This window comes from Agrobacterium sp. CG160-95 (assembly GCF_053521725.1).
Window position 1 is genome coordinate 61,615 of sequence record NZ_JBNWDU010000010.1, and the last position, 21,540, is coordinate 83,154.

Annotated in this window: 24 protein-coding genes and 2 pseudogenes; 12 read left to right on the plus strand and 14 right to left on the minus strand. The window is 57.6% G+C overall.

The window, feature by feature from the left end; translation table 11 throughout:
- Window positions 1-567 precede the first annotated feature (567 nt).
- Window positions 568-2,019, plus strand: a complete 1,452-nt coding sequence (locus ACQZ63_RS25505) for a sensor histidine kinase (RefSeq protein WP_173998493.1) — start codon at window positions 568-570, stop codon at window positions 2,017-2,019.
- A 28-nt stretch (window positions 2,020-2,047) separates the two neighbouring features.
- On the opposite strand, the gene ACQZ63_RS25510 is transcribed toward ACQZ63_RS25505, so the two are convergent.
- The 7 genes from ACQZ63_RS25510 to ACQZ63_RS25540 form a co-directional block, all read right to left on the minus strand.
- Window positions 2,048-2,419 carry a response regulator gene (locus tag ACQZ63_RS25510; protein ID WP_173998491.1) on the minus strand — a complete coding sequence of 124 codons (372 nt, stop codon included), beginning with the start codon at window positions 2,417-2,419 and terminating at the stop codon, window positions 2,048-2,050.
- On the minus strand, window positions 2,412-2,819 hold the full coding sequence (locus ACQZ63_RS25515; protein WP_013637249.1) for a response regulator: 408 nt from the start codon (window positions 2,817-2,819) through the stop codon (window positions 2,412-2,414). Before ACQZ63_RS25515 ends, ACQZ63_RS25510 begins: the two co-directional genes overlap by 8 nt.
- A 208-nt stretch (window positions 2,820-3,027) precedes the next feature.
- Window positions 3,028-3,252 (minus strand): hypothetical protein, encoded by a 225-nt coding sequence (locus tag ACQZ63_RS25520; protein ID WP_049790405.1) that lies wholly within the window; start codon window positions 3,250-3,252, stop codon window positions 3,028-3,030.
- 55 nt (window positions 3,253-3,307) lie between these two features.
- On the minus strand, window positions 3,308-3,607 hold the full coding sequence (locus ACQZ63_RS25525) for a DUF982 domain-containing protein (protein ID WP_013637247.1): 300 nt from the start codon (window positions 3,605-3,607) through the stop codon (window positions 3,308-3,310).
- 77 nt (window positions 3,608-3,684) lie between these two features.
- Window positions 3,685-4,158, minus strand: a complete 474-nt coding sequence (locus ACQZ63_RS25530; protein WP_013637246.1) for an Hsp20 family protein — start codon at window positions 4,156-4,158, stop codon at window positions 3,685-3,687.
- A 358-nt stretch (window positions 4,159-4,516) separates the two neighbouring features.
- A complete protein-coding gene (locus ACQZ63_RS25535) occupies window positions 4,517-4,807 on the minus strand; it encodes a hypothetical protein (protein WP_111783373.1) in 291 nt (96 codons plus the stop codon).
- 95 nt (window positions 4,808-4,902) lie between these two features.
- Window positions 4,903-5,175, minus strand: a complete 273-nt coding sequence (locus tag ACQZ63_RS25540) for an usg protein (RefSeq protein WP_013637244.1) — start codon at window positions 5,173-5,175, stop codon at window positions 4,903-4,905.
- Window positions 5,176-5,452: 277 nt separating this feature from the next.
- Between ACQZ63_RS25540 and groES the strand changes: the two genes are divergently transcribed.
- Both groES and groL read left to right on the plus strand, forming a co-directional pair.
- Window positions 5,453-5,767 carry a co-chaperone GroES gene (gene groES / locus ACQZ63_RS25545; protein ID WP_013637243.1) on the plus strand — a complete coding sequence of 105 codons (315 nt, stop codon included), beginning with the start codon at window positions 5,453-5,455 and terminating at the stop codon, window positions 5,765-5,767.
- Between the two features lie 48 nt (window positions 5,768-5,815).
- A complete protein-coding gene (gene groL / locus ACQZ63_RS25550) occupies window positions 5,816-7,444 on the plus strand; it encodes a chaperonin GroEL (RefSeq protein WP_013637242.1) in 1,629 nt (542 codons plus the stop codon).
- A 269-nt stretch (window positions 7,445-7,713) separates the two neighbouring features.
- On the opposite strand, the gene ACQZ63_RS25555 is transcribed toward groL, so the two are convergent.
- The 4 genes and pseudogenes from ACQZ63_RS25555 to ligD form a co-directional block, all read right to left on the minus strand.
- Window positions 7,714-8,112: a LysR substrate-binding domain-containing protein gene (locus tag ACQZ63_RS25555; protein WP_049790366.1), complete on the minus strand. Its 399-nt coding sequence runs from the start codon at window positions 8,110-8,112 to the stop codon at window positions 7,714-7,716.
- A 49-nt stretch (window positions 8,113-8,161) separates the two neighbouring features.
- Window positions 8,162-8,659 (minus strand): DUF4334 domain-containing protein, encoded by a 498-nt coding sequence (locus ACQZ63_RS25560; protein WP_041694741.1) that lies wholly within the window; start codon window positions 8,657-8,659, stop codon window positions 8,162-8,164.
- Window positions 8,660-8,694: 35 nt separating this feature from the next.
- A pseudogene (locus ACQZ63_RS25565) lies at window positions 8,695-9,552 on the minus strand (hypothetical protein).
- A 23-nt stretch (window positions 9,553-9,575) separates the two neighbouring features.
- Entirely contained in the window at window positions 9,576-12,239 is a 2,664-nt protein-coding gene (gene ligD, locus ACQZ63_RS25570; protein ID WP_173998489.1) for a DNA ligase D, read from the minus strand.
- Window positions 12,240-12,449: 210 nt separating this feature from the next.
- Between ligD and ku (ACQZ63_RS25575) the strand changes: the two genes are divergently transcribed.
- From ku (ACQZ63_RS25575) to ACQZ63_RS25605, 7 genes are all read left to right on the plus strand, one after another.
- Window positions 12,450-13,337: a non-homologous end joining protein Ku gene (gene ku / locus ACQZ63_RS25575; RefSeq protein WP_173998487.1), complete on the plus strand. Its 888-nt coding sequence runs from the start codon at window positions 12,450-12,452 to the stop codon at window positions 13,335-13,337.
- Window positions 13,338-13,340: 3 nt separating this feature from the next.
- Window positions 13,341-14,162, plus strand: a complete 822-nt coding sequence (gene ku, locus ACQZ63_RS25580) for a non-homologous end joining protein Ku (protein WP_173998485.1) — start codon at window positions 13,341-13,343, stop codon at window positions 14,160-14,162.
- A 283-nt stretch (window positions 14,163-14,445) separates the two neighbouring features.
- Window positions 14,446-14,805: an SPW repeat domain-containing protein gene (locus ACQZ63_RS25585; protein WP_013637234.1), complete on the plus strand. Its 360-nt coding sequence runs from the start codon at window positions 14,446-14,448 to the stop codon at window positions 14,803-14,805.
- Window positions 14,806-14,833: 28 nt separating this feature from the next.
- Window positions 14,834-16,009 carry an alcohol dehydrogenase catalytic domain-containing protein gene (locus tag ACQZ63_RS25590; protein WP_173998483.1) on the plus strand — a complete coding sequence of 392 codons (1,176 nt, stop codon included), beginning with the start codon at window positions 14,834-14,836 and terminating at the stop codon, window positions 16,007-16,009.
- A 2-nt stretch (window positions 16,010-16,011) separates the two neighbouring features.
- Window positions 16,012-16,242: a hypothetical protein gene (locus tag ACQZ63_RS25595; RefSeq protein ID WP_173998481.1), complete on the plus strand. Its 231-nt coding sequence runs from the start codon at window positions 16,012-16,014 to the stop codon at window positions 16,240-16,242.
- Window positions 16,175-17,161 carry an SDR family oxidoreductase gene (locus ACQZ63_RS25600; protein ID WP_173998479.1) on the plus strand — a complete coding sequence of 329 codons (987 nt, stop codon included), beginning with the start codon at window positions 16,175-16,177 and terminating at the stop codon, window positions 17,159-17,161. Before ACQZ63_RS25595 ends, ACQZ63_RS25600 begins: the two co-directional genes overlap by 68 nt.
- A 64-nt stretch (window positions 17,162-17,225) precedes the next feature.
- Complete coding sequence (locus ACQZ63_RS25605; RefSeq protein ID WP_173998477.1) at window positions 17,226-17,945, plus strand: DUF4336 domain-containing protein; 720 nt, start codon at window positions 17,226-17,228, stop codon at window positions 17,943-17,945.
- Between the two features lie 88 nt (window positions 17,946-18,033).
- Here ACQZ63_RS25605 and ACQZ63_RS25610 read toward each other — a convergent pair whose 3' ends face one another.
- Entirely contained in the window at window positions 18,034-18,978 is a 945-nt protein-coding gene (locus ACQZ63_RS25610) for a DMT family transporter (RefSeq protein ID WP_173998475.1), read from the minus strand.
- A gap of 89 nt (window positions 18,979-19,067) precedes the next feature.
- On the opposite strand from ACQZ63_RS25610, the gene ACQZ63_RS25615 reads away from it, so the two are divergent.
- Entirely contained in the window at window positions 19,068-19,682 is a 615-nt protein-coding gene (locus ACQZ63_RS25615) for a CGNR zinc finger domain-containing protein (RefSeq protein ID WP_013637228.1), read from the plus strand.
- A gap of 75 nt (window positions 19,683-19,757) precedes the next feature.
- Here the strand turns inward: ACQZ63_RS25615 and ACQZ63_RS25620 are convergent.
- Window positions 19,758-20,179: pseudogene (locus ACQZ63_RS25620) on the minus strand (DUF6766 family protein); the annotation flags it as partial.
- A 298-nt stretch (window positions 20,180-20,477) separates the two neighbouring features.
- Here ACQZ63_RS25620 and ACQZ63_RS25625 point away from each other — a divergent pair.
- Window positions 20,478-20,720 carry a hypothetical protein gene (locus tag ACQZ63_RS25625; RefSeq protein WP_049790362.1) on the plus strand — a complete coding sequence of 81 codons (243 nt, stop codon included), beginning with the start codon at window positions 20,478-20,480 and terminating at the stop codon, window positions 20,718-20,720.
- Between the two features lie 220 nt (window positions 20,721-20,940).
- On the opposite strand, the gene ACQZ63_RS25630 is transcribed toward ACQZ63_RS25625, so the two are convergent.
- A complete protein-coding gene (locus ACQZ63_RS25630; protein WP_049790361.1) occupies window positions 20,941-21,270 on the minus strand; it encodes an ArsR/SmtB family transcription factor in 330 nt (109 codons plus the stop codon).
- Between the last annotated feature and the right edge of the window lie 270 nt (window positions 21,271-21,540).

Here is a 21,540-nt window from a genome sequence, read left to right on the forward strand (position 1 = left end):
ATTGCAATTTGTGGCAAAAGACCACAGAAGTTCAACGTGCCCATCCGGGTGCGAAAGCGCGCCATACTATATGGCGTTCGTGATCAGCTCGTGCAGGTACAGTGCGATCGTTGTGCCGGCGTCCCGGCTAGGCTGCCGTCGACAGTATCTACACCGGGCTGATGTTGCGGGGAACCGACGAGTGGACCGAGGTTCTCGTCAAAGAGAAGGCGAGCAATTTCGTCACAAGCCTCATGACATCGTTCACATACGATCGGGTCTAAAGCGCTGTAGCGCCCGCGAATAACCTCGGCGGCCTGTTTTCTGTCTGACGAGAATATTGCGCGGGCCAGCGCCATTGTTTTCGGACCAGGAGTGTTGAGGGATGTGGTCCGCGAGCCGAGTGTTCTCCATCCAACCCATGGCCTGAGCGTAATCCAATCCCCGATCCGTCACCCGGACGGTCTGTTGAGCTAACACCATGTAGCAAATGGGATTTACGCTCGAAACTGCCAAAAAAATTGTCGTGAAATGCGTTGACTTGCTGATCGGAAGCTTTCAAATAAATAGCGGGCGAGAGGGCTTTCAATGCACAATCACGGTCCGGCCACCCCCAATCACGGCTCGATGGCTGACATTATTCGCAACCACGACTGGGCAAGCACCAGTCTCGGACCCATGTCGTCGTGGCCGCCCCAATTGAAGTGTGCGGTTGACATTGCCATTCCGTCGGGTGCCCAGATCGTCATGTTTTGCGGTGATGATTTCACTGCCATCTATAATGATGCCTACGCCCCATCGATCGGGACTAAGCACCCCACGGCGCTGGGGCGACCGGCGAAGGAAAACTGGGCCGAGCTTTGGGACGACCTGGAACCGCTTTTGCTGAAAGTTCGAGAAGGTGGCGAGACCGTTGTTGCCAAGGACAGGCCGTTTTATATCGAGCGGCATGGCGTACCGGAGACAGTCTACTTCGATATATCCTACTCACCCGTTTCCGACGAACAGGGCCAGGTGCTTGCCGTGCTTTGCATCGTCAACGAAACGACGGAACGGATTGGGTACGAGGCGAAGCTCAAGCGCCTGGCGTCAATCATCGCCTCGTCGGAAGATGCAATTCTCGGAATCGACCTTGCCATGACGGTTACCGATTGGAACAGTGGCGCCGAAAAGCTCTATGGATTTTGCGCCGACGAAATCGTGGGTCGGTCGGTCACCCTCCTCGTTCCAGAAGACCGCATCGACGAGGAGGCTCGCATCATCGCCCGCATCAAGGCGGGAGAACGGGTGGAAACCCATGAGACCGTCCGGCGACATAGCAGCGGACGGCTCCTGGACGTTTCTTTGACTGTCTCACCAATCTATGACGCAGATGGCAAAATCGCCGGGGCTTCAAAAATTGCCCGCGATATTACAGCCCGAAAAGAAGCTGAGCGCGTTCAGGGCCTCCTGGTCGGCGAACTGAACCATCGTGTAAAGAACGTCCTTGCGACGGTCGCCGCGATCGCCCGTCAGACGTTTGCCGGCTTGCCGGACGTCGAACCAGCAAGGTCAACCTTTGACGCCCGCTTACAAAGCCTGGCCAGAGCGCACGACCTGCTGACGAAAGGGAGTTGGAAAGCAGCCAGCCTTCGCGCGGCGGTTACCGAGGCGCTGTCTCCCTATCCGCCCGAACAATTCGAGATCAGTGGGCCCGATGTCGACGTCTCGCCCAAGGCCGTTGTCGCCCTAACGCTGATATTGCACGAGCTTGCCACGAATGCCGCAAAATACGGTGCCTTGGGAGTGACTTCCGGAAAGGTGACAGTGTTATGGGACGTCTCGGCCACAGAGGCGCAACTCACTCTGTCGTGGAAAGAAACTGGGGGGCCACAAGTCCAGCCTCCGAGCCGCAAAGGCTTCGGATCCCGGTTGATCGAAGCCCTGTCATTTGGTCATCTTCGGGGTCACGCCGTTCTTAACTACGATGTTTTGGGCGTAAATTGCATAATCTCCGCGCCGCTCGACACGGAATGGAGCGACCAAGACCATATTCATTAGCAGATTTGACGCTATGGCACTTGCCCCGTCAGGATCGTCGCAATCGCTTGATGCGCTCGACAAGCTGTTGGGGGTGATAGGGATGATCCAGCGGACCGTCTTCGCAAAGGTCGCCCGCGATCTTGGCCGTTCTCTCGGCCCAGTGTGTCACCACCACCTCGAGATTTGGTCGAATTTCTCTGGCTTTGGCGGAAAGCTGAAACCCGGGCTCATCCCGTAAAGCAATGTCTGTCACCAAAATCTCGATACCTTGATGGGACAGGGCAGTGATTGCCTCTGCGGCATCAGTCGCTTCAATGACCCTGTATCCACAGTCCCTCAAATATTGGCCGACCGTCGAGCGCTGGAGAGGATCGGCATCGACCAGAAGGATCGTTTCGGATGCTATCGCCTCAGTCATCGATATTACCTGCCAGCGGAGATAACGCGCTTACGATGTTCGGAACAGGCTTTTGCAGAAACAGGTCAAACAGATGTCGGTCATCATCGGATGGTCGATGCTGTCCTGACATGACGGCAACCTTGATGTGCCGATAGGACTGTTTCACCATCCTTGCCAGGTCGAGGCCCGTGTGGGAACCGGGCATATGAACATCGGTCAGCACCATTTCGAACTGTTGGTCTCGCGCCAGAACGGCAAGGGCATCATCCGCCGTTCCGGCTTCTACGACCTCCCAGCCTTGCTTACGAAGCGTGTCTGCGATGTCCATCCGGATAAGGATTTCATCCTCGGCGATCAACACGCGCCGTCTTGATTCCGAAGCTTGGGGGAGGTTTAAATTGTCTGCTGAAATCACCATCGCCCCTTTTGCGCGCGAATGTGTCGCGATTGGACATACACGCAAGGGTGCGAAATTGTTCCCTTGCCGCTTTATTTGATCATCGCAAAGCAGCGACGTAAGATTTCAGTACCCTAGTGATTACCCGACAAGTGGATCCCTGAACTGGGAGGCCCGTTTCCTTCGACCGAGGAAGAATGTCGCCGAGCCAACGCGAAACATCTTCGGCTCAGCGCCCATCAAGTTCGACAAGGGCTGACTGGATCTCGTCGATCGGGACAGGCTCTGGCGTTCCGGGCAATTGCCGAAGCGCCGGCTCCGAGTCGACCGCATAGAAATCAGATGCCCATGCGGCAAGGATGGTCCGTTTATCATCGATCGACAGAGATGACGCTTTCACAACATCGATCGGCCGTCGAAGCTGCATGCCTCGCATCAGAACCGTCGGCCCCATTGTCACTGCACTGTCGACCACCTGCTGCAACCGGATGTCTCTCACTGAGACCACCTCAATGCACGTGGGGACCGCGGTCGCCCCGCATGTGAGAAGCCGCGATCGCGGGCGTCTCAGGGGCGAGAATCTCATGTTTTTCTGCGAAGGCTGCGAACAGGCCGCGCGCGGTCTCCGCTTCGATCTCGCCGCGAAGCGCCGCCTGGCATGCTTTCATGGCAACGGTGTGTACCGTGTCTCTGAACGAGGCCGGCCACTCGACAAGGTGTCGGTAGGCGTCCATGACACTGTGAACTTCCGCCGGGAAGCCCAGGCCAACAAGAATGGTGACAGGTTTTCTGAACATATCGGGTTTCATTGCTCTCTCCTTTCCAACCCCGAATGTTGACGGGCGCCGTACCAGCGGCGCCCTGATTTTGCGGATCATTGTAGATATCAAGCCGCCTTTTGCGCCTCGATCTGCGCTGGAGCGACCGAGGTCAAAACGGGTGTGCTCTGGATCGTGATCTTCCGCGGCTTCAAAGCCTCAGGGATCTCACGGATCAGCTCGATCGACAGGAGCCCGTTGTTCAGATCCGCCCCAATCACGCGGACATGGTCGGCAAGTTCGAAGCGGTGCTCGAACGGACGCCCGGCAATGCCACGATGCAGGTAGCCATCCGTTGGAGTCTCCTGCTTCTTGCCGGTGACAGTCAGCAGATTGGACTGGAAACTGATGTCGAGATCATCCCGGGCAAAGCCCGCCACCGCGATCGAGATCCGGTAGGTGTCGTCGTCGGTCTTGACGATGTCGTAGGGCGGCCAGTCGTTAGTAGAGCGGCCACGCTGGGCATTTTCCAAAAGATTGAAGACCCGGTCGAAGCCGACGCTCGAGCGGTAGAGAGGTGCGTAATCGAAAGATGTTGCCATAGCCATATCCTCCTTGAAGCAACATGGATACGGGAATGCCACACGTAGCGCTCCCGGCGATGCCAGCCCTTCATCAGCGGCTGGCGGCAAACGATTTGGTTTTGGCGAATTTCGGATTCAAGATCCGCGACAGAAAAAAATTGCACCCTTCTCGAAGCCGCACCAGCGCTTCAACATTCTATCGCGCGGCAAGGTCAAAGTGGCGTTTTTACCACTCGCTCGCTATTGGCGCCGTGAATGCATGATCTCCAGGTACCGATGAGAAGAGCCCCCCATCTACGACATAGCGATCGCCTTTGGCCAGGCGCTTGCATGATTGGTGCGAAGCATGAGAAGTCCATCCGCCTGGTGCCTCGATTTAATGGATTGACCGACTGAGAATCCGATGAGGGTAGGCAGCTTTGAACTGCGATATCATGGCGCAGGCCTGCTGCAGGACACGCTCGGCCGCCTCCGGATTGTCACGTGCAAGTTCGTCTGCATTGACCCGTATTGCTTCTGCCATGTTCGCAGACATCACGGCAAAGCGTCCTTCGCCATAGACGAGCGCTTCCTGTGAGGTGGTCTCAAGCCACCGGGCGAAATCCACGATGATCTCCTCCCTTTCCGGGACGCTCGCACTCTTGATGATTTTGATGTTCTCTTCCATTCGGGTCTCACTCCATACAGACGTGGTCAAGCGACCGGGCTCGTCAAGCCCCGATCGCCGGGTGAGCTAGGAAGTGGCAAAATCAGATTCAAGCCTCAGTGCAGCTTGAATTCACCATCGACACACCGCCATTCGTTCGGCCCGATCAGCCGCTGATGACTGTAGCGAACCGAATGCAGCGGCCCATCCAGGGACGACTGCCAGAAATCGAGGAATTTGCGCATTTCAGGGAAATCCGGAGCGAGGTCGTAGTCCTGCCAGACATAGGTCTGGAGGACGGTTTCGAAGTCGGGAATGCGATAGAGGATATGCGCTGTGGTAAGGCCATAACCGTTGAGCTGCCGCTCAAGATCCGACGAAAACTGCATGCTTCATCTCCTTTTCATGACAGGCATAAGAATGACGCAGCTCTGCTGCGGCATCAATAATTTTTCAACTTCGAATGCCGTTTATTGTTCCTTTACAGCATGTTAGCAGCCGCCGCACGCGAGTGCTAATTTTTCTGCGGAACCCTCTTGAAATCGGAAAATCTCGAAAATAAATTTTTCGCGCGAAACGCTCAAGGAGGTTTCGCATCCTGCCGGATGCGGCAATCCGATCCGGCCAGGAGAGCTAAGTCACCATTGTTTGTCCATGGAGGAAAACATGTCGTTTAGACCGCTACATGATCGCATTCTCGTCCGCCGGGTCGAATCCGAAGAAAAGACCAAGGGCGGGATTATCATCCCTGATACCGCCAAGGAAAAGCCGCAGGAAGGTGAAGTCATCGCCGTCGGCTCCGGCGCCCGGAACGACGTTGGCCAGGTCCAGGCGCTCGACGTCAAGGCCGGCGATCGCATCCTGTTTGGCAAATGGTCCGGTACCGAGATCAAGATCAACGGCGAAGACCTGCTGATCATGAAGGAAAGTGACGTGATGGGTATCATCGAAGCCCAGGCCGAGCAGAAGCGGGCAGCGTAAGGCCGCGCGTACATCAGTCAAAAAGCTGCCTATTGAAGGAGTGAACAAATGGCTGCGAAAGAAGTCAAATTCAACACCGATGCCCGTGAACGCATGCTGCGTGGGGTCGACGTTCTCGCTAACGCGGTGAAAGTTACACTTGGCCCGAAAGGCCGCAACGTCGTAATCGACAAGTCGTTCGGCGCGCCGCGCATTACCAAGGACGGTGTGTCGGTTGCCAAGGAAATCGAGCTGGAAGACAAGTTCGAGAACATGGGCGCCCAGATGCTGCGCGAAGTGGCATCGAAGACCAATGACCTTGCCGGCGACGGCACCACCACGGCGACCGTTCTTGCCCAGGCGATCGTCAAAGAAGGTGCCAAGGCTGTTGCCTCCGGCATGAACCCGATGGACCTGAAGCGCGGGATAGACATTGCCGTCGATGCGGTGGTCAAGGAACTGAAGGCCAACGCCCGCAAGATCACCAGCAATTCCGAAATCGCCCAGGTCGGAACCATCTCGGCCAATGGCGACGAGGAGATCGGCAAGTATCTGGCCGAAGCGATGGAAAAGGTCGGCAACGAAGGCGTCATCACTGTCGAGGAAGCCAAGACCGCCGAAACCGAACTCGAAGTCGTCGAAGGCATGCAGTTTGACCGCGGTTATCTAAGCCCCTATTTCGTCACCAACCAGGACAAGATGCGGGTCGAACTCGAAGAGCCGTATATCCTCGTCCATGAGAAAAAGCTCTCCAATCTCCAGGCAATGCTGCCGGTGCTGGAAGCCGTGGTGAAGTCCGGCAAGCCTCTGCTGATAATTGCTGAAGACGTCGAAGGCGAAGCGCTCGCGACCCTCGTCGTCAACAAGCTTCGTGGCGGCCTGAAGATCGCCGCCGTCAAGGCTCCTGGCTTCGGCGACCGCCGCAAGGCCATGCTGGAAGACATCGCCATCCTCACCGGCGGCACGGTGATTTCCGAAGACGTCGGCATCAAGCTCGAAAATGTCACTCTCGAGATGCTTGGTCGCGCCAAGAAGGTAGCGATCGAGAAGGAAAACACCACCATCATCGATGGGGTCGGCTCCAAGGGCGAGATCGATAGCCGCGTCGCGCAAATCCGCGCCCAGATCGAGGAGACCACCTCAGACTACGACCGTGACAAGCTGCAGGAACGTCTTGCCAAGCTCGCCGGCGGCGTTGCTGTCATCCGTGTCGGCGGATCGACCGAAGTCGAGGTGAAGGAGAAGAAGGATCGCGTCGATGACGCCCTTCATGCGACCCGTGCCGCTGTCGAAGAGGGCATCCTGCCGGGCGGCGGTGTTGCCCTGCTGCGCGCTGTGAAGGCGCTGGACGGTCTGCCGACAGCCAACGACGATCAGCGGGTTGGGATCGACATCGTCCGCCGGGCGATCGAGGCGCCCGCTCGCCAGATCGCCGAGAATGCAGGGGCCGAAGGTTCGATCGTCGTCGGCAAGCTGCGCGAAAAGACTGACCTTTCCTTCGGCTGGAACGCCCAGACAGGTGAGTATGGTGATCTCTACGCTCAAGGCGTCATTGACCCGGCCAAGGTGGTGCGAACCGCCCTGCAGGACGCTGCCTCGGTCGCCGGCCTGCTGGTCACGACAGAAGCGATGATAGCAGAGAAGCCGAAGAAGGACGCCGCTCCAGCCCTGCCCGCCGGCGCCGGCATGGACTTCTAAACAGACAACGGTGGCCCGTCCCAATTCACCGGGGCGGGCCAAATCTCGGAAGCTTTTCCCTGCTCGCCGAGCGAATACAAGAATAACGGTGAAAGCTCAGCAACCGCTCCGTCAAGGTGATGCTGGCCCGCTATTGGCGGGCTTCCATCGACGATCAGCGCCTTCGCGCAACGGATCATTGCGCTCCAGCAATCAGGCCACGTCTAGCCTGGTCGGGACGCCATGATTGAGAGAATTCGCTATCGTGCAGATCGACCATGCTTGATCGATCAAGGTCTTTGGATCGGATCCATGCGGATGCAGCGGTAATCCATGAGATCGGTCGGATGCTCGGGGCGGCCGCGTTGCTCGATGTAGGCGGGCGACGCTACGGCGATCCAGCGGAGTGGCTTGCCGACCCGCACGCCGATAATGTCGCCCGGGACGGTCTTGCTCAACCGGATGCCGGCATCGCATCCCTGCGCGACGACATCGATGAGGCGTTCTTCATGATGAAGTTCAAGCTCGACGAGCGGATGGCGCAGTCCGAACGCCGGGATGATCTCTGGCAGAAGGTAGCGCAGACGGCCCGCGCGGTTTTTGTCGCGTTCGCTGAGCGGCACGATCTGCTCGCGCCGGAAATCGGCAGTTTTGTCGCCCACAGCAGCAAGCGCAACAGCGACCCGCATATTCGATAAGCAACAGCCTGATGCGGCAGGCCGGGCCTGCCGCGTAGATTCACACCTCTTCAACGCGCTCGAGCTCGAAGAAATAGACGCGCTCGTCGCCTTCGATCACCATGGCTCCCATGAGGCGATCATCGTCGACCTTGCGGAAATGATCGACGATGGGCTGGGTGTCATAGGCCATCGCAGCACTTGTCACCCCCTGAAATGGCATGACTTTCAAAGACGCTACCGGACCCTTGGCTTTGAGTCGGCGCAGCAGATAGGAAAACAGGTTGCTTGCGGCTCGGGTCCTTCCGAGCTTGTGGAAACTTAGTGCAAGCCGAAGTGGGATAAAGGCTGGATTGATGGCGACAAGGCGTTTTTCCCCTCCACGGAACAGCAGCGCATCGGCACGCATCTGAGCCGAGAACCGCTTGCCAAACCAGCCGAGATTTTCGAGCACGCCGTCCAGAGGGTGGCCGGACGGAATACCCCGGCCCGTCCACAGTCCGATCATCTCGTGTGGCTCCACAGGTGGAAGCCCCTGAAACCTTTCCATCTGGGTCATCGCCTATCCCCGCTCAATGGCGTTCACAATCAAACCTAATCTCCCTGCCGCCGTTGGTCCGCGCGCCGTTTCGATCTGGCCTTCTGCCGTGCAACCCGAAGTTCGTCCAGATTCGGCACCCACCAGCCGCGAGCCGCTTCCCGCTCGCCCGGCGGCGTTCGGGCTGGCCAGGTCGTGACCAGTTCCTCAAGGGACCCTGGCCGCCAAGCCGCCCAGACATACTCCTCATCCGATGGCGGCTGAAAATAGACCGCGGTCACAATTTCCGGATCTGCCAGCTCGCCCTGCGTTTCGGTGAAGATAACGACACCTGCATGCGTACCGATTGCGCGCTCAAACGGGGGCATGTCATCGACCGGTACGGGATAGCGTATTCGCCGGCGCTCACTGGCTCTCGCCTTGGCGGCCCGCTCCTCCTCGGTGCCTTTCAAAGCCTCACGTAGCGCCTTTCGCACATGGGGCTCGTTACGCTCGGCCGCCGCTTCGATCGCCGGCCATCGCCGTCGCAAGTCCTCCATTGACCGGTAAGGGACTGTCCATAGGCGGCTATCGGCATCCCAGCGCGCCAATGGAATTTCCCGGATTTCGGTGACGACCGTGCGCGAATAGGGCGTCCGGATTTGCAAACCGGATGGGGCAGCTTCGAGATAGCGGCTTTCGATCGGCTCGAAGGCGAACGCATCCCTGCCCTTTTCAAATGCGTCGGCCTCCGCTTCCATCTCCGCGAGTCAGCGTCCAATGCGCTCGCCGGCAGTGCGCCCGGGCACAAACCAGGCGTTCAGTCTGTCGCTCCACCGGGCACGGGGGAACGACTCACGAAACCGTTGAACCGTGATGCGATCATGAGGAAGGTCAGTCGTTGCTCCGACGGGTGGCTCGGTATCTCTATCCATCGCTCAATCGCTTGTAGCCATACTCAAGCCGCCGCCTTTCGCGATTTTGCCAGCCGCTTGATGGCCTGTTCCAGAGGTCTTTGCCCGTCACAGTAATCTTGCCATGCCGTGCTCTTCTTCAACAGCTCGGGCACAGTGCGGATCGTGAACCGTTTGGGATCCAGGTCCGTTTTCACCTGGCTCCAGTTGAGCGGCATCGATACGGTTGCGCCCGGACGTGCGCGCGGCGACAATGGCGCGACCGCCGTCGCCATCCGGTCGTTGCGCAAATAGTCTAGGAAGATGCGGCCATTGCGTCGGTTCTTGGCCATCTTGATGAGGTAGAGCTCTGGATTGTCGCGCGCCATATCCTGACAGACGTCGTGCGCGAAGCCTTTCGCCTCATCCCAGCTGAGTTTCTTGCCCTTCGGCACGGCCAAGGGCGTGACGACATGCAGGCCCTTTCCTCCGGTCGTCTTGCAGAAGCTTACAAGCCCCAGGTCTTCTAGGCGGTCACGGATTTCTCGTGCGGCCTCGACGACGGTGGAGAATTCAACATCCGGACCAGGATCAAGGTCGAAGACCAGCCGTCCCGGCACTTCCGGCTGGTTGGGCTCGCAGTTCCAGGGATGAAGCTCGACCCCGCCGATCTGGGCAATCGCAGCCAGTCCCTCGACACGATCAATCTGCAGATAGGGCTTCTTGTCGCCAAAGACGGTGACGAGCTCAAGCAGGTTGGATGTCCCCGGCATGGCATGACGCTGGAAGAACTGCTCACCGCCAATCCCGTCTGGGGTTCGGATGATCGAGCAGGGTCGGCCCTTGATATGGTCGATCAACCATGGCCCCACCGCTTCATGATATCGGGCCAGGTCGAGCTTGGTCACCGGTTCCTTGTCACCGGCATCCGGCCAAAGCGGCTTGTCGGGACTCGAGATCATAACGCCCATCACCTCCACCTTCGCGCCCTTGCCAAACTTCCGTGGCGCCGGCTTGTCAGTTTCTGGATCCAGTACTTCGTTTTCGACCGGGGACGCCGGCTTCTCAGCCTCCACCTCCTCAGCCGGCTTGTCTTCCCGCAAGCCCTTGAACGCCGCCTGTCGAACCTGGCCATCACCCGTCCAGCCAGCGAACTCGATTTCGGCGACCAATTCGGGTTTGAGCCAGACGATGTCGGAAGATTTCTTCGGCGCACCGATGCCTGTGAATGGTGACTTCGGGGTCTCCATCTCCTGCAGCTTCGGCAAGAGCCCCTCGACGACCTTTGCGCCATACCCCGTGCCGACCCGGCCGACATAGACGAAGTGGTTACCGCGATTAACGCCGACCAGCAGCGATCGGAACTTGCCGTTGGTCTTGGCATAGGCGCCGATAACCACTTCATGGCCGGCGCGGCATTTCGACTTGGCCCAGGTCTCGGTGCGGCCAGACCTATAGGGCGCGTTGGCCTTTTTTGAGACGATGCCTTCCAGAGACAGGCGGCAAGCAGACTTCAGCACCGCATCGCCTCCGGTCTCAAAATGCTCGACGAAGCGGAGAAGAGGATCGCCCCCCGCATCCGAGAGAAAGCCTTCAAGCGTCTCCTTTCGCTTGGTCAAAGGAAGCTCCCGAAGGTCTTCGTTCCCGGCAAAAAGCAGATCGAAGGCGAAAAAGACGAGGTCGCCGGTCTTGCCTTCCGATAGCGCCGCTTGCAGGGCAGCAAAATCAGGCGCGCCGTTTTCGTCAAGGGCACAGATCTCACCATCAATGATGCAATCGGGAAGCTTGGATGCCGACGCAGCAATCGCAGACCATTTCGCGGTCCAGTCCAGGCCCTTGCGGGTCTTCAGGGTGACCTCACCGTCTTCAACCCGCATCTGGATGCGATAACCGTCGAACTTGATTTCATGGATCCAGCCATTTGCAGATGGCGGACGCGACAGCGTCTCGCAAAGCTGCGGCGCGACAAAGTCCGGCATCGAGGATTTGGCGCGTTTGGCGGCGGCGGGCTTCTTCGCTGACTTGGCGGCTGTCTTTGACCCGGCCTTGCGCTCTTCGGCAGCAAGACCGTGATTGCTGTCCCACACCGCATCCGCTTCGAGCGCGCCGCTCTGCAGCATGAAGGGTTTTGGCTTTTTACCTTTGCCGGATGCGATAGCTTCCATTGTCCGGCCGGACGCTACCGATGTATCGTTCTCCTCAAGAACCGCGGCCCCGTTCTCTTCGACCGAAAACTCGTCATGATGCTTGATCAGCAGCCAATTTGTGCGTTTGCCGCCATCGCGATCATGCCGCATGCGGACGAGCACGAAGCTGCCATGGAGCCGATCGCCCTCAAGCGTGAACTTGAAATCACCCTTGGCGAGCGCCTCTTCCGGCGTCTTCTTTCCCTCCGGCTCCCAATAGCCGCGATCCCAAAGCATGACCGTCCCGCCGCCGTACTGGCCTTTGGGGATGGTGCCTTCAAAATCTCCGTAGTCGAGCGGATGATCTTCCACTTCAACCGCAAGGCGCTTGTCGCCCGGATCGAGAGAGGGACCTCTTGTCACAGCCCAAGACTTGAACACTCCGTCCAGCTCCAGCCGAAGGTCGTAGTGCAGCCGCGTCGCGTCATGCTTCTGGATCACGAACCGACGACGGTTTGACGCACTGACCTTCGCCTGTCCGCTGGGTTCGGCGGTCTTTTTGAAATCACGCTTGCCGCGGTAAGTTGAGAGATTGTCGCTCATGGCTTGTCATCCTAACGCAATACCTTACCGAACGCTGTTGGCCCCCCAGTGGTTTCACGACCACCCTGTTCGGTGACACGTATTTCAGACATGGCGTTGAAACTGCCACATTGACCCTTCGCCCCGATTGACATGATCCAGTCCAACAAAAGCGCCGGAACCAAGCAGGCGGCTTTTAGTTTCCTCCGAAATGGACTTGGAGGGACGGAAATGGCAGCACATCGCGCTCAGTGGAAAGGTCACCTGAAGATCGGTGAACTCAGTTGTGCCGTTGGCCTCTACACGGCCGCCTCGACATCCGAGCGGATCAGCTTCCATATGATCAATGAAAGCACCGGAAACCGCCTGAAACGCGAGTTCATCGACAGTGAGACCGAGGAAGTCGTGGAACGAGATCAACAGGTAAAGGGCTTCGAGACGGGCAACGGCGACTACATCATGATCGACCCTGATGAGATCGCGGCGGTCGTTCTCGATTCCGACAAGATGCTGGAGGCTGAAGCCTTCATCCCGTGTGGGGAGATCGATGACGTCTATTTCGACAAGCCCTACTATCTGGTCCCGGTCGACGAAGCCGATCATGACGCTTTCACCAGCATACGGGATGCCCTGAGCAAGACCAGTGCCACAGCGATTGCTCGCACTGTGCTCTTCCGCCGGATGCGAACAGTCCTGATCCGGGCGCATGGTAAGGGGATGATCGCTACGACCCTCAACTATGACTACGAAGTCCGTCCTTCAGAGGAAGTCTTCAAAGACGTGGCAAAGGTCAAGGCCGAAGCCGAGATGCTCGATCTTGCCAAGCACATCATCACCACGAAGAAAGGCGACTTCGACCCGGCAAAATTCGATGATCGCTACGAGGATGCCCTCGCTGCGCTGGTGAAGGCAAAGGCGGAGGGAAAGACCCTTCCGAAGCCGAAGCCTATAAAGGTTTCCAAGCCAAACGACCTGCTCAAGGCTCTGCGCGAGAGCGCTGGCATGGATAAGCCGTCGGCAAGCAAGCCGAAGGCCGCCAACGCCAACTCAGGCAAGAAGGCCACGGCTTCCAAGTCTACCAAGAGCCGGGCAAAACCCGCAGCTAAGAAAGCGAGCTGATCGATGGCACCACGTCGCCCATATTGGAGAGGCTACCTCAAGCTCTCGCTCGTCACCTGCCCTGTAGCAATGACCCCGGCCACATCGGAATCCGAAAAAGTCCGCTTCCATACTCTCAACAAGGATACCGGAAACCGCGTGGTTTCCCAGTACGTGGACAGCGTGAGCGGCAAGCCCGTGAAGGATGACCACGAGGCAAAGGGCTACGAGCGCGGCGAAAACGATTACGTGCTCCTGACCGACGAGGATCTGGAATCCGTCGAGCTGGAGACGGTCCGCACAATTGACATCGAAAAATTCGTGCCGCGTGGCAGCATCGAATGGGTCTATCTCGAAACCCCGTACTACCTCACCACAAACGACAAAATTGGCGACGAAGCTTTCGCGGTCATCCGCCAGGCTATGGAGGCGGAGGATGTTGTTGGCATCTCACGTGTCGTGCTGGGTCGCCGCGAACGAGCGGTCGTGCTGGAGCCGCGCGGCGAAGGAATCGTCGTGTGGACCCTTCGCTTCGGAGATGAAGTGCGGCCGGAAAGCGAATATTTTACCGGCATAGACAAAAAGTCGGACGCCAAAAACGTGTCAGCGATTGAAGCTGTCATCAAGAAAAGGCTGAAGGACTGGTCGCCGGAGATGGTGTCCGATCCGATCCAGGAAAGCTTGCTGAAACTCATTGCCGATAAGAAGAAAGCCAAGAAGCCGTTGAAGGCCAGGACTTCGAAATCCACGAAGGATGATGAAGAGGAAAAGAGCAACGTCGTAAACATCATGGACGCATTGAAGAAGTCTGTTGCCAAGGAGCTGAAATCACGCAAAACAGGTTGATCAACTCGACCTTGGGACAGTCGTGAGCCCTGGCATGCGATGTTGCACCGAGGGACCATAGCGTTATCCTCCATGAAGCTTTCGAATTTCTGGTCCGTCTGCATTGGTCGACCCGCGTCGTTAGCGGACAGATGAGATGACAGCTCCTTTCCTCTCTTCACGGAGATGCGGTACCGACACTGCTTCCGGGTGCTTCGGCTTTTGTGCTCCTCCTCCTGACTGATGGGAACTATTGCCCATTGTCGTGGTTTATAAAAATCAAAAACCAGGTGGGGGAGAAGGTATGCGCTTTATACCGACCATGCTTCATGGTATCGCCGACTATATCGTCGGCCTTTTAGTTATCGGGCTTCCGTTTTTCCTAGACCTTAGCGGCAGTCCTCGTCTGGTGCTTATCGTCCTCGGCCTTGCGCTAATCCTCTACAGCCTTCTGACTGACTATGAACTCGGCGCCGTACGTTTCCTGAGGATCCGTTTCCACCTTCTGCTTGATGCGCTTTTCGGCATCGCAATGCTAATCTCGCCCTGGCTGTTTGACTTTCCGGCCGATAGCCGCTGGCCGGTCTACCTCCTTGGCGTCCTTGCCCTCGTCCTGACGATGACCACGCAGATCCGCGCGGAAGGGACTGCGGCGACAAACTGAACATACTCTCACGTCAAGGAGAAATTCGGTGAAAGCACTGTGCTGGCACGGCAAGGGCGACATACGCTGCGATAGTGTCCCGGATCCGATTATCGAAGATGGGCGTGACGTCATCATCAAGATGACCGCTTGCGCGATCTGCGGCTCGGATCTGCATCTCATGGACGGCTATATTCCGTTCATGGAAAAGGGTGACGTGCTCGGCCACGAATTCATGGGAGAAGTCGTCGAGGTGGGGCGTGACAACAAGAAACTCAAGGTTGGTGACCGCGTCGTGGTGCCGTTCACCATCTCCTGCGGTGAATGCAAGCAGTGCCTCAAGGGCAACTGGTCGGTCTGCGAGCGCACCAATCGCACTGCCGATAATGCGACCAAGGCGTTCGGCTACTCGACCGCAGGCCTCTTCGGATATTCGCACCTGACCGGTGCCTATGCCGGCGGGCAGGCAGAATATGTACGCGTTCCCTATGCCGACGTCTCGCCGATCGTTATCCCTAATGGCATGACCGACGAGCAGGCTCTGTTCCTTGGTGACATTTTCCCGACTGGATGGATGGCAGCAGCCAATTGCGAGATCGAACCGACAGACATCGTCGCCATCTGGGGCTGTGGTCCGGTCGGACAGTTCTGTATCAAGAGTGCGCTGATGCAGGGTGCCGCTCGTGTTATTGCTATCGACAACGTTCCCGAGCGTCTGGCGCTGGCGCAGCAAGCCGGAGCCGAGGTCATCAACTTCGACGAGGTTGACGACAATATCCTGGACATTCTCAAGGACATGACCGGCGGCCATGGTGCGGACAAGTGCATCGACGCTGTTAGTGCTGAGTCGCATGCGACAGCGTCTTTCGACGCTATCGTCGACAAGGTGAAAGCCGCAACGCTGCTTGGGACGGACCGACCCCACGCTTTGCGCACGGCGATCATGGCCTGCCGCCCCGGCGGGATCGTTTCTGTCCCAGGCGTCTATGGCGGCTTTCTCGACAAAATCCCCTTTGGCGCTGCGATCAACAAAGGCCTGACAATCCGAACCGGCCAGACCCACGTCAACCGTTACTCACTCGATCTGCTTCGCCGCATCGAGGAAGGTGAAATCGACCCGACTTTCATCATTACGCATCGGGCAAAGCTCGAAGATGGACCTGCACTCTATGAAACCTTCCGTGACAAGAAGGATAACTGCATCAAGGTGGTCCTGACGGCGTAAGAATGATGGACGCTGATGCCAAAGCCCTCAAGGAAGCATGTCGCCGCTTCGAAGCCAAGTATGGCATCGAGGCTTTCCTCGATGCCATGGCCGCGATCATGCAGGACCGCCTCGGCGACCAAGGCCTGACCATCGAATTCTTTGAAAATGAAATCGGAGATCATAATGAAGAAGCAGTCAGAAGTGGTGGTGATCACCGGAGCGTCCAGCGGGATCGGGCAAGCCACCGCTGAAACCTTCGCGCGTACCGGCGCCAGGCTCGTGATTGCGGCCCGTAATGCGGCCGCACTTCAAGCTGTTGCAAAGACGTGCCGCGGGTTGGGCGCCGATGTCCTGGTCGTGCCCACCGATGTTACCAATGCCGATCAGGTCAAGGCACTCGCCGAGGCCGCGCTGAGCTTCGGGGCAATCGACGTCTGGGTCAGCAATGTCGGCGTCGGTGCTGTCGGCAAATTCCAGGACACGCCGATCGAGGCCCACGAGCAGGTGATCCGTGCAAATCTTATCGGTCATATGAACGATGCTCACGCAGTCCTGCCGATTTTCCTGAAGCAGGATCGCGGAATATTCATCAACATGATCTCACTGGGCGGATTTGCGGCCGCACCTTATGCCACCGCCTACAGCGCCAGCAAATTCGGATTAAAAGGATTTTCGGAAGCGCTAAGGGGGGAGCTGGCGGAGTATCCGAACATCCATATCTGCGATATCTACCCGGCGTTCATCGATACGCCGGGGATCAGCCATGGGGCCAACTACACAGGCCGCCAACTTTCGGCTCCGCCGCCTGTCTACGACGCGCGCAAGGTCGCCGATGCTGTCGTCAGAGTAGCCCGGCGTCCAAAGGCGACAACAACAGTGGGTGCCACGGCCGACCTCATACGCTTTGGACATTTCTTTGCTCCGACCTTGAGCGCGCGGTTCATGAACTGGTTCATTACGACCTACTTCAAGCAAGCCGATCCAACTCCCGTCACCGATGGCAATCTCTACGCTTCGTCGTCGCGGCCCGGCGGCATTGACGGCGGATTGCGGTCCGGGAAACAGCGATTGGCGCTGGGTGCGGTGGCTGCCACTGCAGCCGTAGCCATTGGTCTCATCGCTTTGGCAAACACCTATGGCCGAAACAGCCGTCGTGGCCGATGGCGTTAGAGACCGAAGTCCTGCGCACGCAATTAAAGCAGACCCCTCATCCTCCCTCACTCCGGATAACCGCATGACGACCTACGCGCCACTCGACGTCCTAAAGCCAGTAGCCGACGGCATCTGGATCGTCGACAGCGGGCCGCTCCATGCTGTCGGAGCAATCCCTTTGCCCGTTCGCATGACGGTGATGCAGTTGGAAGACGGTGGTATCGTCCTCCATTCGCCGACACGCTACGATCCCAGCCTGCGGGAAACGATCGAAAGCCTTGGCCCCATCCGGCATATCGTGGCGCCGAACAGCGCGCACTGGAGTTTCGTCAAGGACTGGAAAGGTCGCGTCCCCGACGCGCTGACATGGGCAGCGCCCGGTTTGAGGCAGCGTCGCCAAGTTAAAAAGGCCTGCATTCCATGGCATGGCGACCTCGGAGCCAAATCCCTGGCGCACTTCGCGCCGGACATCGATCAGATCCAGGTCCCGGGGATCGGTGGTTTTTGTGAGGTCTGTTTTTTTCACCTGAAAAGTCGGAGCCTCGTCGTGACGGATCTCATCCAGAATCTCGAGGATCATCATCAGTCTTCCGTGATGCGCCCGTTTTCGAAAGTTATCGGTGCCCGCGACCGCGCGCCGATTTATTTGAGGGCTGTCGTACGCTTGAAGGGTGAGCCGGCAAAGGCAGCAGCCCGGCAACTCGTGGCACTTGAACCGAAGCGGGTGATTTTCAGCCATGGTCAATATTTCGATCATGATACTCCCACGCGCCTCCGCAAATCGCTTGATTGGTTGATCTAAACGGCAGGGACCAGTTGGGGCCCTGGGGCGGTGCATTGCCACGATGTTACTGAGCAGTAGGCCGGAGCTTGCCGTCGGCCACCGTGGCTCAAGTCTCACAAACTACTTCTTCTGACTTTGGGGCATCCGCCATTGCAAGGTAGGCGCCACTCAGCATGACGATTATGCCGACGACGTCTAGCAAAGTAACTTTTTCGGCAAAGAACGCTGCTCCCAGTGCAACCGCGATCACCGGCGATACGAACGCGTAGCTGCCTGCTCTCGAGGCGCCGACATCTCGCAAAAGCCGCATGTAGGTCGTGTATCCAATCAGCGAACCGAAGATGACCAGGAAAAGCCAGCTCACCCAGCCGATCAATCCCCAGTTTCCTGAGAGCGCCGAAAGCGCGCCGGGCTCGAAGATCAGCGCGATGACGAGCAGACCAAGCCCGCCTATCAAGGTCGTTATTCCTGCCAGCAGCAATGCTGGATATGCGCGGAGCAGAGGCCGAGCCAAAACCGATCCGTATCCATAGGTAAAGGCTGCTGAAGCGACAGCCAGACCTCCAAACAGGCCCGCCCCCTGGAAGGCTTCCGGCTGAGGTGTCGCACCTGATGATGTCGCGGGCCAGAACAACACCACCAAGCCAGCCACCCCCAGTGCTATGGCTAGGATACGCCTCACATCCAGCGTCTCTTCACGCAGCATGAGGGCGAAGCACAGAAGAGCGATCGGCGTCAGCGACATTTCCAATACGGCCGCGGTGCCGGTTTCAATATATTGCATGCCCCAAAGCAGCGGACCGTAGCAAAGAATAATCATCAGGATGCTCACCGCCCCAAGGCGGAGGCCGTCCTTGATCTGGAACCGCGCTGTCTCTCCTTTTGCCAAAGCATAAAGCAGCAGCAAAGCGCCAGCTGCCGTAAAGCGTGTTCCTGCAAACACCAGAGGCGGGACGATTTCGATACCCGCCTTCGTGCCAATCCATGTGCTTCCCCAAATGATGCACAGCATCAGGAAACGCAGCTGATTCTTGTGTGGAGCGTCGAGCATGTCGTATCCGATCAGGTAACGGTTAAAATTGCTTTATACCGTTACAACTTGCTCTTGCCCAAATCGTTCCCCGATACGATATTAGAACCATGGACACCGAGAAGACGATCGACGACATCAACTTGCTGGGCGGCCACGCAGCCCTCGACTTCGTCAACACGGTCGACAGCCGCGGGGTCGCGTGGGGGCCCGACTATCTCAACTCGTTCCGCGACCTGACTGATTGGGCGCTTCGAGTCGATGTGATTGATCAGCGGGAACACAATTTCTTGATACAGGAAGCGAAAGCCAACCCTGCAGCGGCTGATATCGAACTTGAGAATGCTAAAGCCCTGAGAGAAACCTTGCATCGGATCTTCAGTCATGAGGAACGAGATGGCGCCCCTGGGGAGGACGATCTCAATTATCTTAGCGACGCGTTTGCCCATGCGGCTGCACGGCGAAGACTGCGGAGCGGGAGGGGTGGCGTTATCTGGACCCATGGGCCCCCGGCGGCCGTGACCGACATCGCAGGCCGGATCGCCTTAATGGCAGCGGAACTTCTCACGTCCCGGGATCAGCGCCGGGCCGTCCGGATTTGTCAGGGGCGAAACTGCGGCTGGCTGTTCCTGGATCTGTCCCGCGGTGGGCACCGCCGCTGGTGTTCCGACAAAACCTGTGGGTCGGCGGCCAGAGTGAGAAAGTTCCGGGCGGAGCGCGTCTAATGGGCGGACGCCCCCTAAAGCGTCGAAGGACGTTTCCGTGCCAACTTTGGCCGCACCGGCTGGTTACAAATTCGATCAGCTGCCTGTTTCGGTATGCGGAGCGCGACAGGCTTGGATTCGGACGATCCTCGGAAGCGCAGGAAAATCGAAAGCACCACGATCACTGCCGTCGACAGAAATTCGGATTGCCAGTTTTGAAAGGATTCGAACCAGAACTGTGCGCTGGCGAGATGTTCCATAAACGACTGCGCCGGTTGGCCGTGGATGACGGCTTCTGTATTCGCGGCTACTGCACTGTAGCGGAGATGAAGAATGAAGCTGGCAACAAACAGCAGGGCAAGCGCTATGCCCAGCGAGTAGGAATAGAGCGCCCTCGTCCATCCTCCTGCCCGTACAGCCCAAGGTGCATCCGACTTTCCGGCCCGGCTCGCTGGATCCTCGTCCTGAGGTGCGTTCTCGTCCGGATCTTTTGATTCCGCAGAGCCGCGCTGGAAGAGGCGATCGACGTGATGATGAAGTCAGCCGGCCATTTCGATGAAAAATTGCTGGCTGCCTTTATCTCCGAAATGGTCATCAGCGGCACGCTGCACTGAATTCAAGACAAAAAGGAGGATGCGGCGCGGTCCATGCAGCCCCGCGAGAATGTATCTGATCCGAAGTCATCTGGTTCATAAAGACGCAGATCTGTGAAATATCCCCCTATATTCACATTTCATTAACTATAGGCCGCACGGCTTTATTGCGCGTGCAATAATCGCGTTATAAATCGTCATTCCCCCTGAGATGGGACCGCGAATGAGCTTGATTTTACAGCGGCATCACAAAAATGTTCAGGACGCTGCGTCAGCATATCGTCTATCGCTCGATGAAATCGAAGGGCACCTGCGGATCAGAGCAATGTCTAACGATGCCTCCCCGGCCGAACTCGCACTCCTGATGCGACTTAAGGACGAAAAGGCGGCGATACTACGCCGATACGAGAATCTTGGTGAGGCATTCAAAGCCCTGATCCAGATCAGCGGCATGGCAGCGGAGTAGCCGAATGGCCCGAAGTCAGGGTGCTTCAAGAGCACCCAGGTGCTTGGATGCAACGATCAGACCCTCCCGCGAATGAAAGCTCAAGCAACGAAAATGTCTCTATCGGGTACGCTTGGATCCCGCCATCTTGCTGCAGTTGGAAGTAACTTTCCAGCCATGCGTAGCGAGAGGCGGTAATCTTGATCCAATACCAAAGCGAGTCGTCGCACATAACCGGGTCTTAGCCCACGAAATGGGAATGTCTGACAAGCGTCGCACCATGCTCCCTATCAAACTCAGGGCTGAAAATTTCATTCAGCATTTCCAAAACCCGCTGGACACCTGGATTTGCGCAACGGTAGTACACTGTCTGGGCATCACGGCGGGTCGTCACCAGACCGTCCGCCCGAAGCCGAGCGAGATGTTGTGAGACAGCCGACTGGCTCCTATTCAGTCTTTCTGCCAATTCGCCCACAGAGATTTCCTTTTCGGAGATAATTGACAGTAGCTCCAGCCGAACCGTGTTGGAAAGATTGGTTAGAAAGCGTGCTTTGGACGCGTTAGAATACATGACACTTCCATTCACGTGCCCGCCATCAGCGCTGGAAACACAGGAAACACCTGCTTGATTGCACTGGATGGATTATGGCACCGCCGACCATAAACATTCTACGAAGTATTTGAATAAGTAATCTCTTAGGTTGATTTGCCTTTAATAGCAACCACTCATGAATTCCCTGTAGTCAAGAAAACAAGAACTGCGCAAGTGACAGAACCATCCATTGGCGGCTCGTCCCAGTCAGTGGGCACTCACCTGGTCGGTCCCCCGTTAATATCTGGC

Bases quoted from the DNA above. Each gene is read 5' to 3' on its own strand.
- ACQZ63_RS25555 (WP_049790366.1), bottom strand. From the start codon at position 8,112: ATGCGGGTCGCTGTTGCGCTTGCTGCTGTGGGCGACAAAACTGCCGAT.
- ligD (WP_173998489.1), bottom strand. From the start codon at position 12,239: ATGAGCGACAATCTCTCAACTTACCGCGGCAAGCGTGATTTCAAAAAG.
- ACQZ63_RS25530 (WP_013637246.1), bottom strand. From the start codon at position 4,158: ATGGCAACATCTTTCGATTACGCACCTCTCTACCGCTCGAGCGTCGGC.
- groES (WP_013637243.1), top strand. From the start codon at position 5,453: ATGTCGTTTAGACCGCTACATGATCGCATTCTCGTCCGCCGGGTCGAA.
- ACQZ63_RS25515 (WP_013637249.1), bottom strand. From the start codon at position 2,819: ATGGTGATTTCAGCAGACAATTTAAACCTCCCCCAAGCTTCGGAATCA.
- ACQZ63_RS25605 (WP_173998477.1), top strand. From the start codon at position 17,226: ATGACGACCTACGCGCCACTCGACGTCCTAAAGCCAGTAGCCGACGGC.
- ACQZ63_RS25560 (WP_041694741.1), bottom strand. From the start codon at position 8,659: ATGACCCAGATGGAAAGGTTTCAGGGGCTTCCACCTGTGGAGCCACAC.
- ACQZ63_RS25540 (WP_013637244.1), bottom strand. From the start codon at position 5,175: ATGCAGTTTTCGTCGGATCTTGAGCGGCAGCTCAACGGTTATGGCCTT.
- ACQZ63_RS25630 (WP_049790361.1), bottom strand. From the start codon at position 21,270: ATGTATTCTAACGCGTCCAAAGCACGCTTTCTAACCAATCTTTCCAAC.
- ACQZ63_RS25510 (WP_173998491.1), bottom strand. From the start codon at position 2,419: ATGACTGAGGCGATAGCATCCGAAACGATCCTTCTGGTCGATGCCGAT.
- ACQZ63_RS25585 (WP_013637234.1), top strand. From the start codon at position 14,446: ATGCGCTTTATACCGACCATGCTTCATGGTATCGCCGACTATATCGTC.
- ACQZ63_RS25505 (WP_173998493.1), top strand. From the start codon at position 568: ATGCACAATCACGGTCCGGCCACCCCCAATCACGGCTCGATGGCTGAC.
- ku (WP_173998485.1), top strand. From the start codon at position 13,341: ATGGCACCACGTCGCCCATATTGGAGAGGCTACCTCAAGCTCTCGCTC.
- ACQZ63_RS25615 (WP_013637228.1), top strand. From the start codon at position 19,068: ATGGACACCGAGAAGACGATCGACGACATCAACTTGCTGGGCGGCCAC.
- ACQZ63_RS25610 (WP_173998475.1), bottom strand. From the start codon at position 18,978: ATGCTCGACGCTCCACACAAGAATCAGCTGCGTTTCCTGATGCTGTGC.
- ku (WP_173998487.1), top strand. From the start codon at position 12,450: ATGGCAGCACATCGCGCTCAGTGGAAAGGTCACCTGAAGATCGGTGAA.
- ACQZ63_RS25625 (WP_049790362.1), top strand. From the start codon at position 20,478: ATGAGCTTGATTTTACAGCGGCATCACAAAAATGTTCAGGACGCTGCG.
- ACQZ63_RS25525 (WP_013637247.1), bottom strand. From the start codon at position 3,607: ATGAAACCCGATATGTTCAGAAAACCTGTCACCATTCTTGTTGGCCTG.
- groL (WP_013637242.1), top strand. From the start codon at position 5,816: ATGGCTGCGAAAGAAGTCAAATTCAACACCGATGCCCGTGAACGCATG.
- ACQZ63_RS25520 (WP_049790405.1), bottom strand. From the start codon at position 3,252: ATGGGGCCGACGGTTCTGATGCGAGGCATGCAGCTTCGACGGCCGATC.
- ACQZ63_RS25600 (WP_173998479.1), top strand. From the start codon at position 16,175: ATGAAGAAGCAGTCAGAAGTGGTGGTGATCACCGGAGCGTCCAGCGGG.
- ACQZ63_RS25595 (WP_173998481.1), top strand. From the start codon at position 16,012: ATGATGGACGCTGATGCCAAAGCCCTCAAGGAAGCATGTCGCCGCTTC.
- ACQZ63_RS25535 (WP_111783373.1), bottom strand. From the start codon at position 4,807: ATGGAAGAGAACATCAAAATCATCAAGAGTGCGAGCGTCCCGGAAAGG.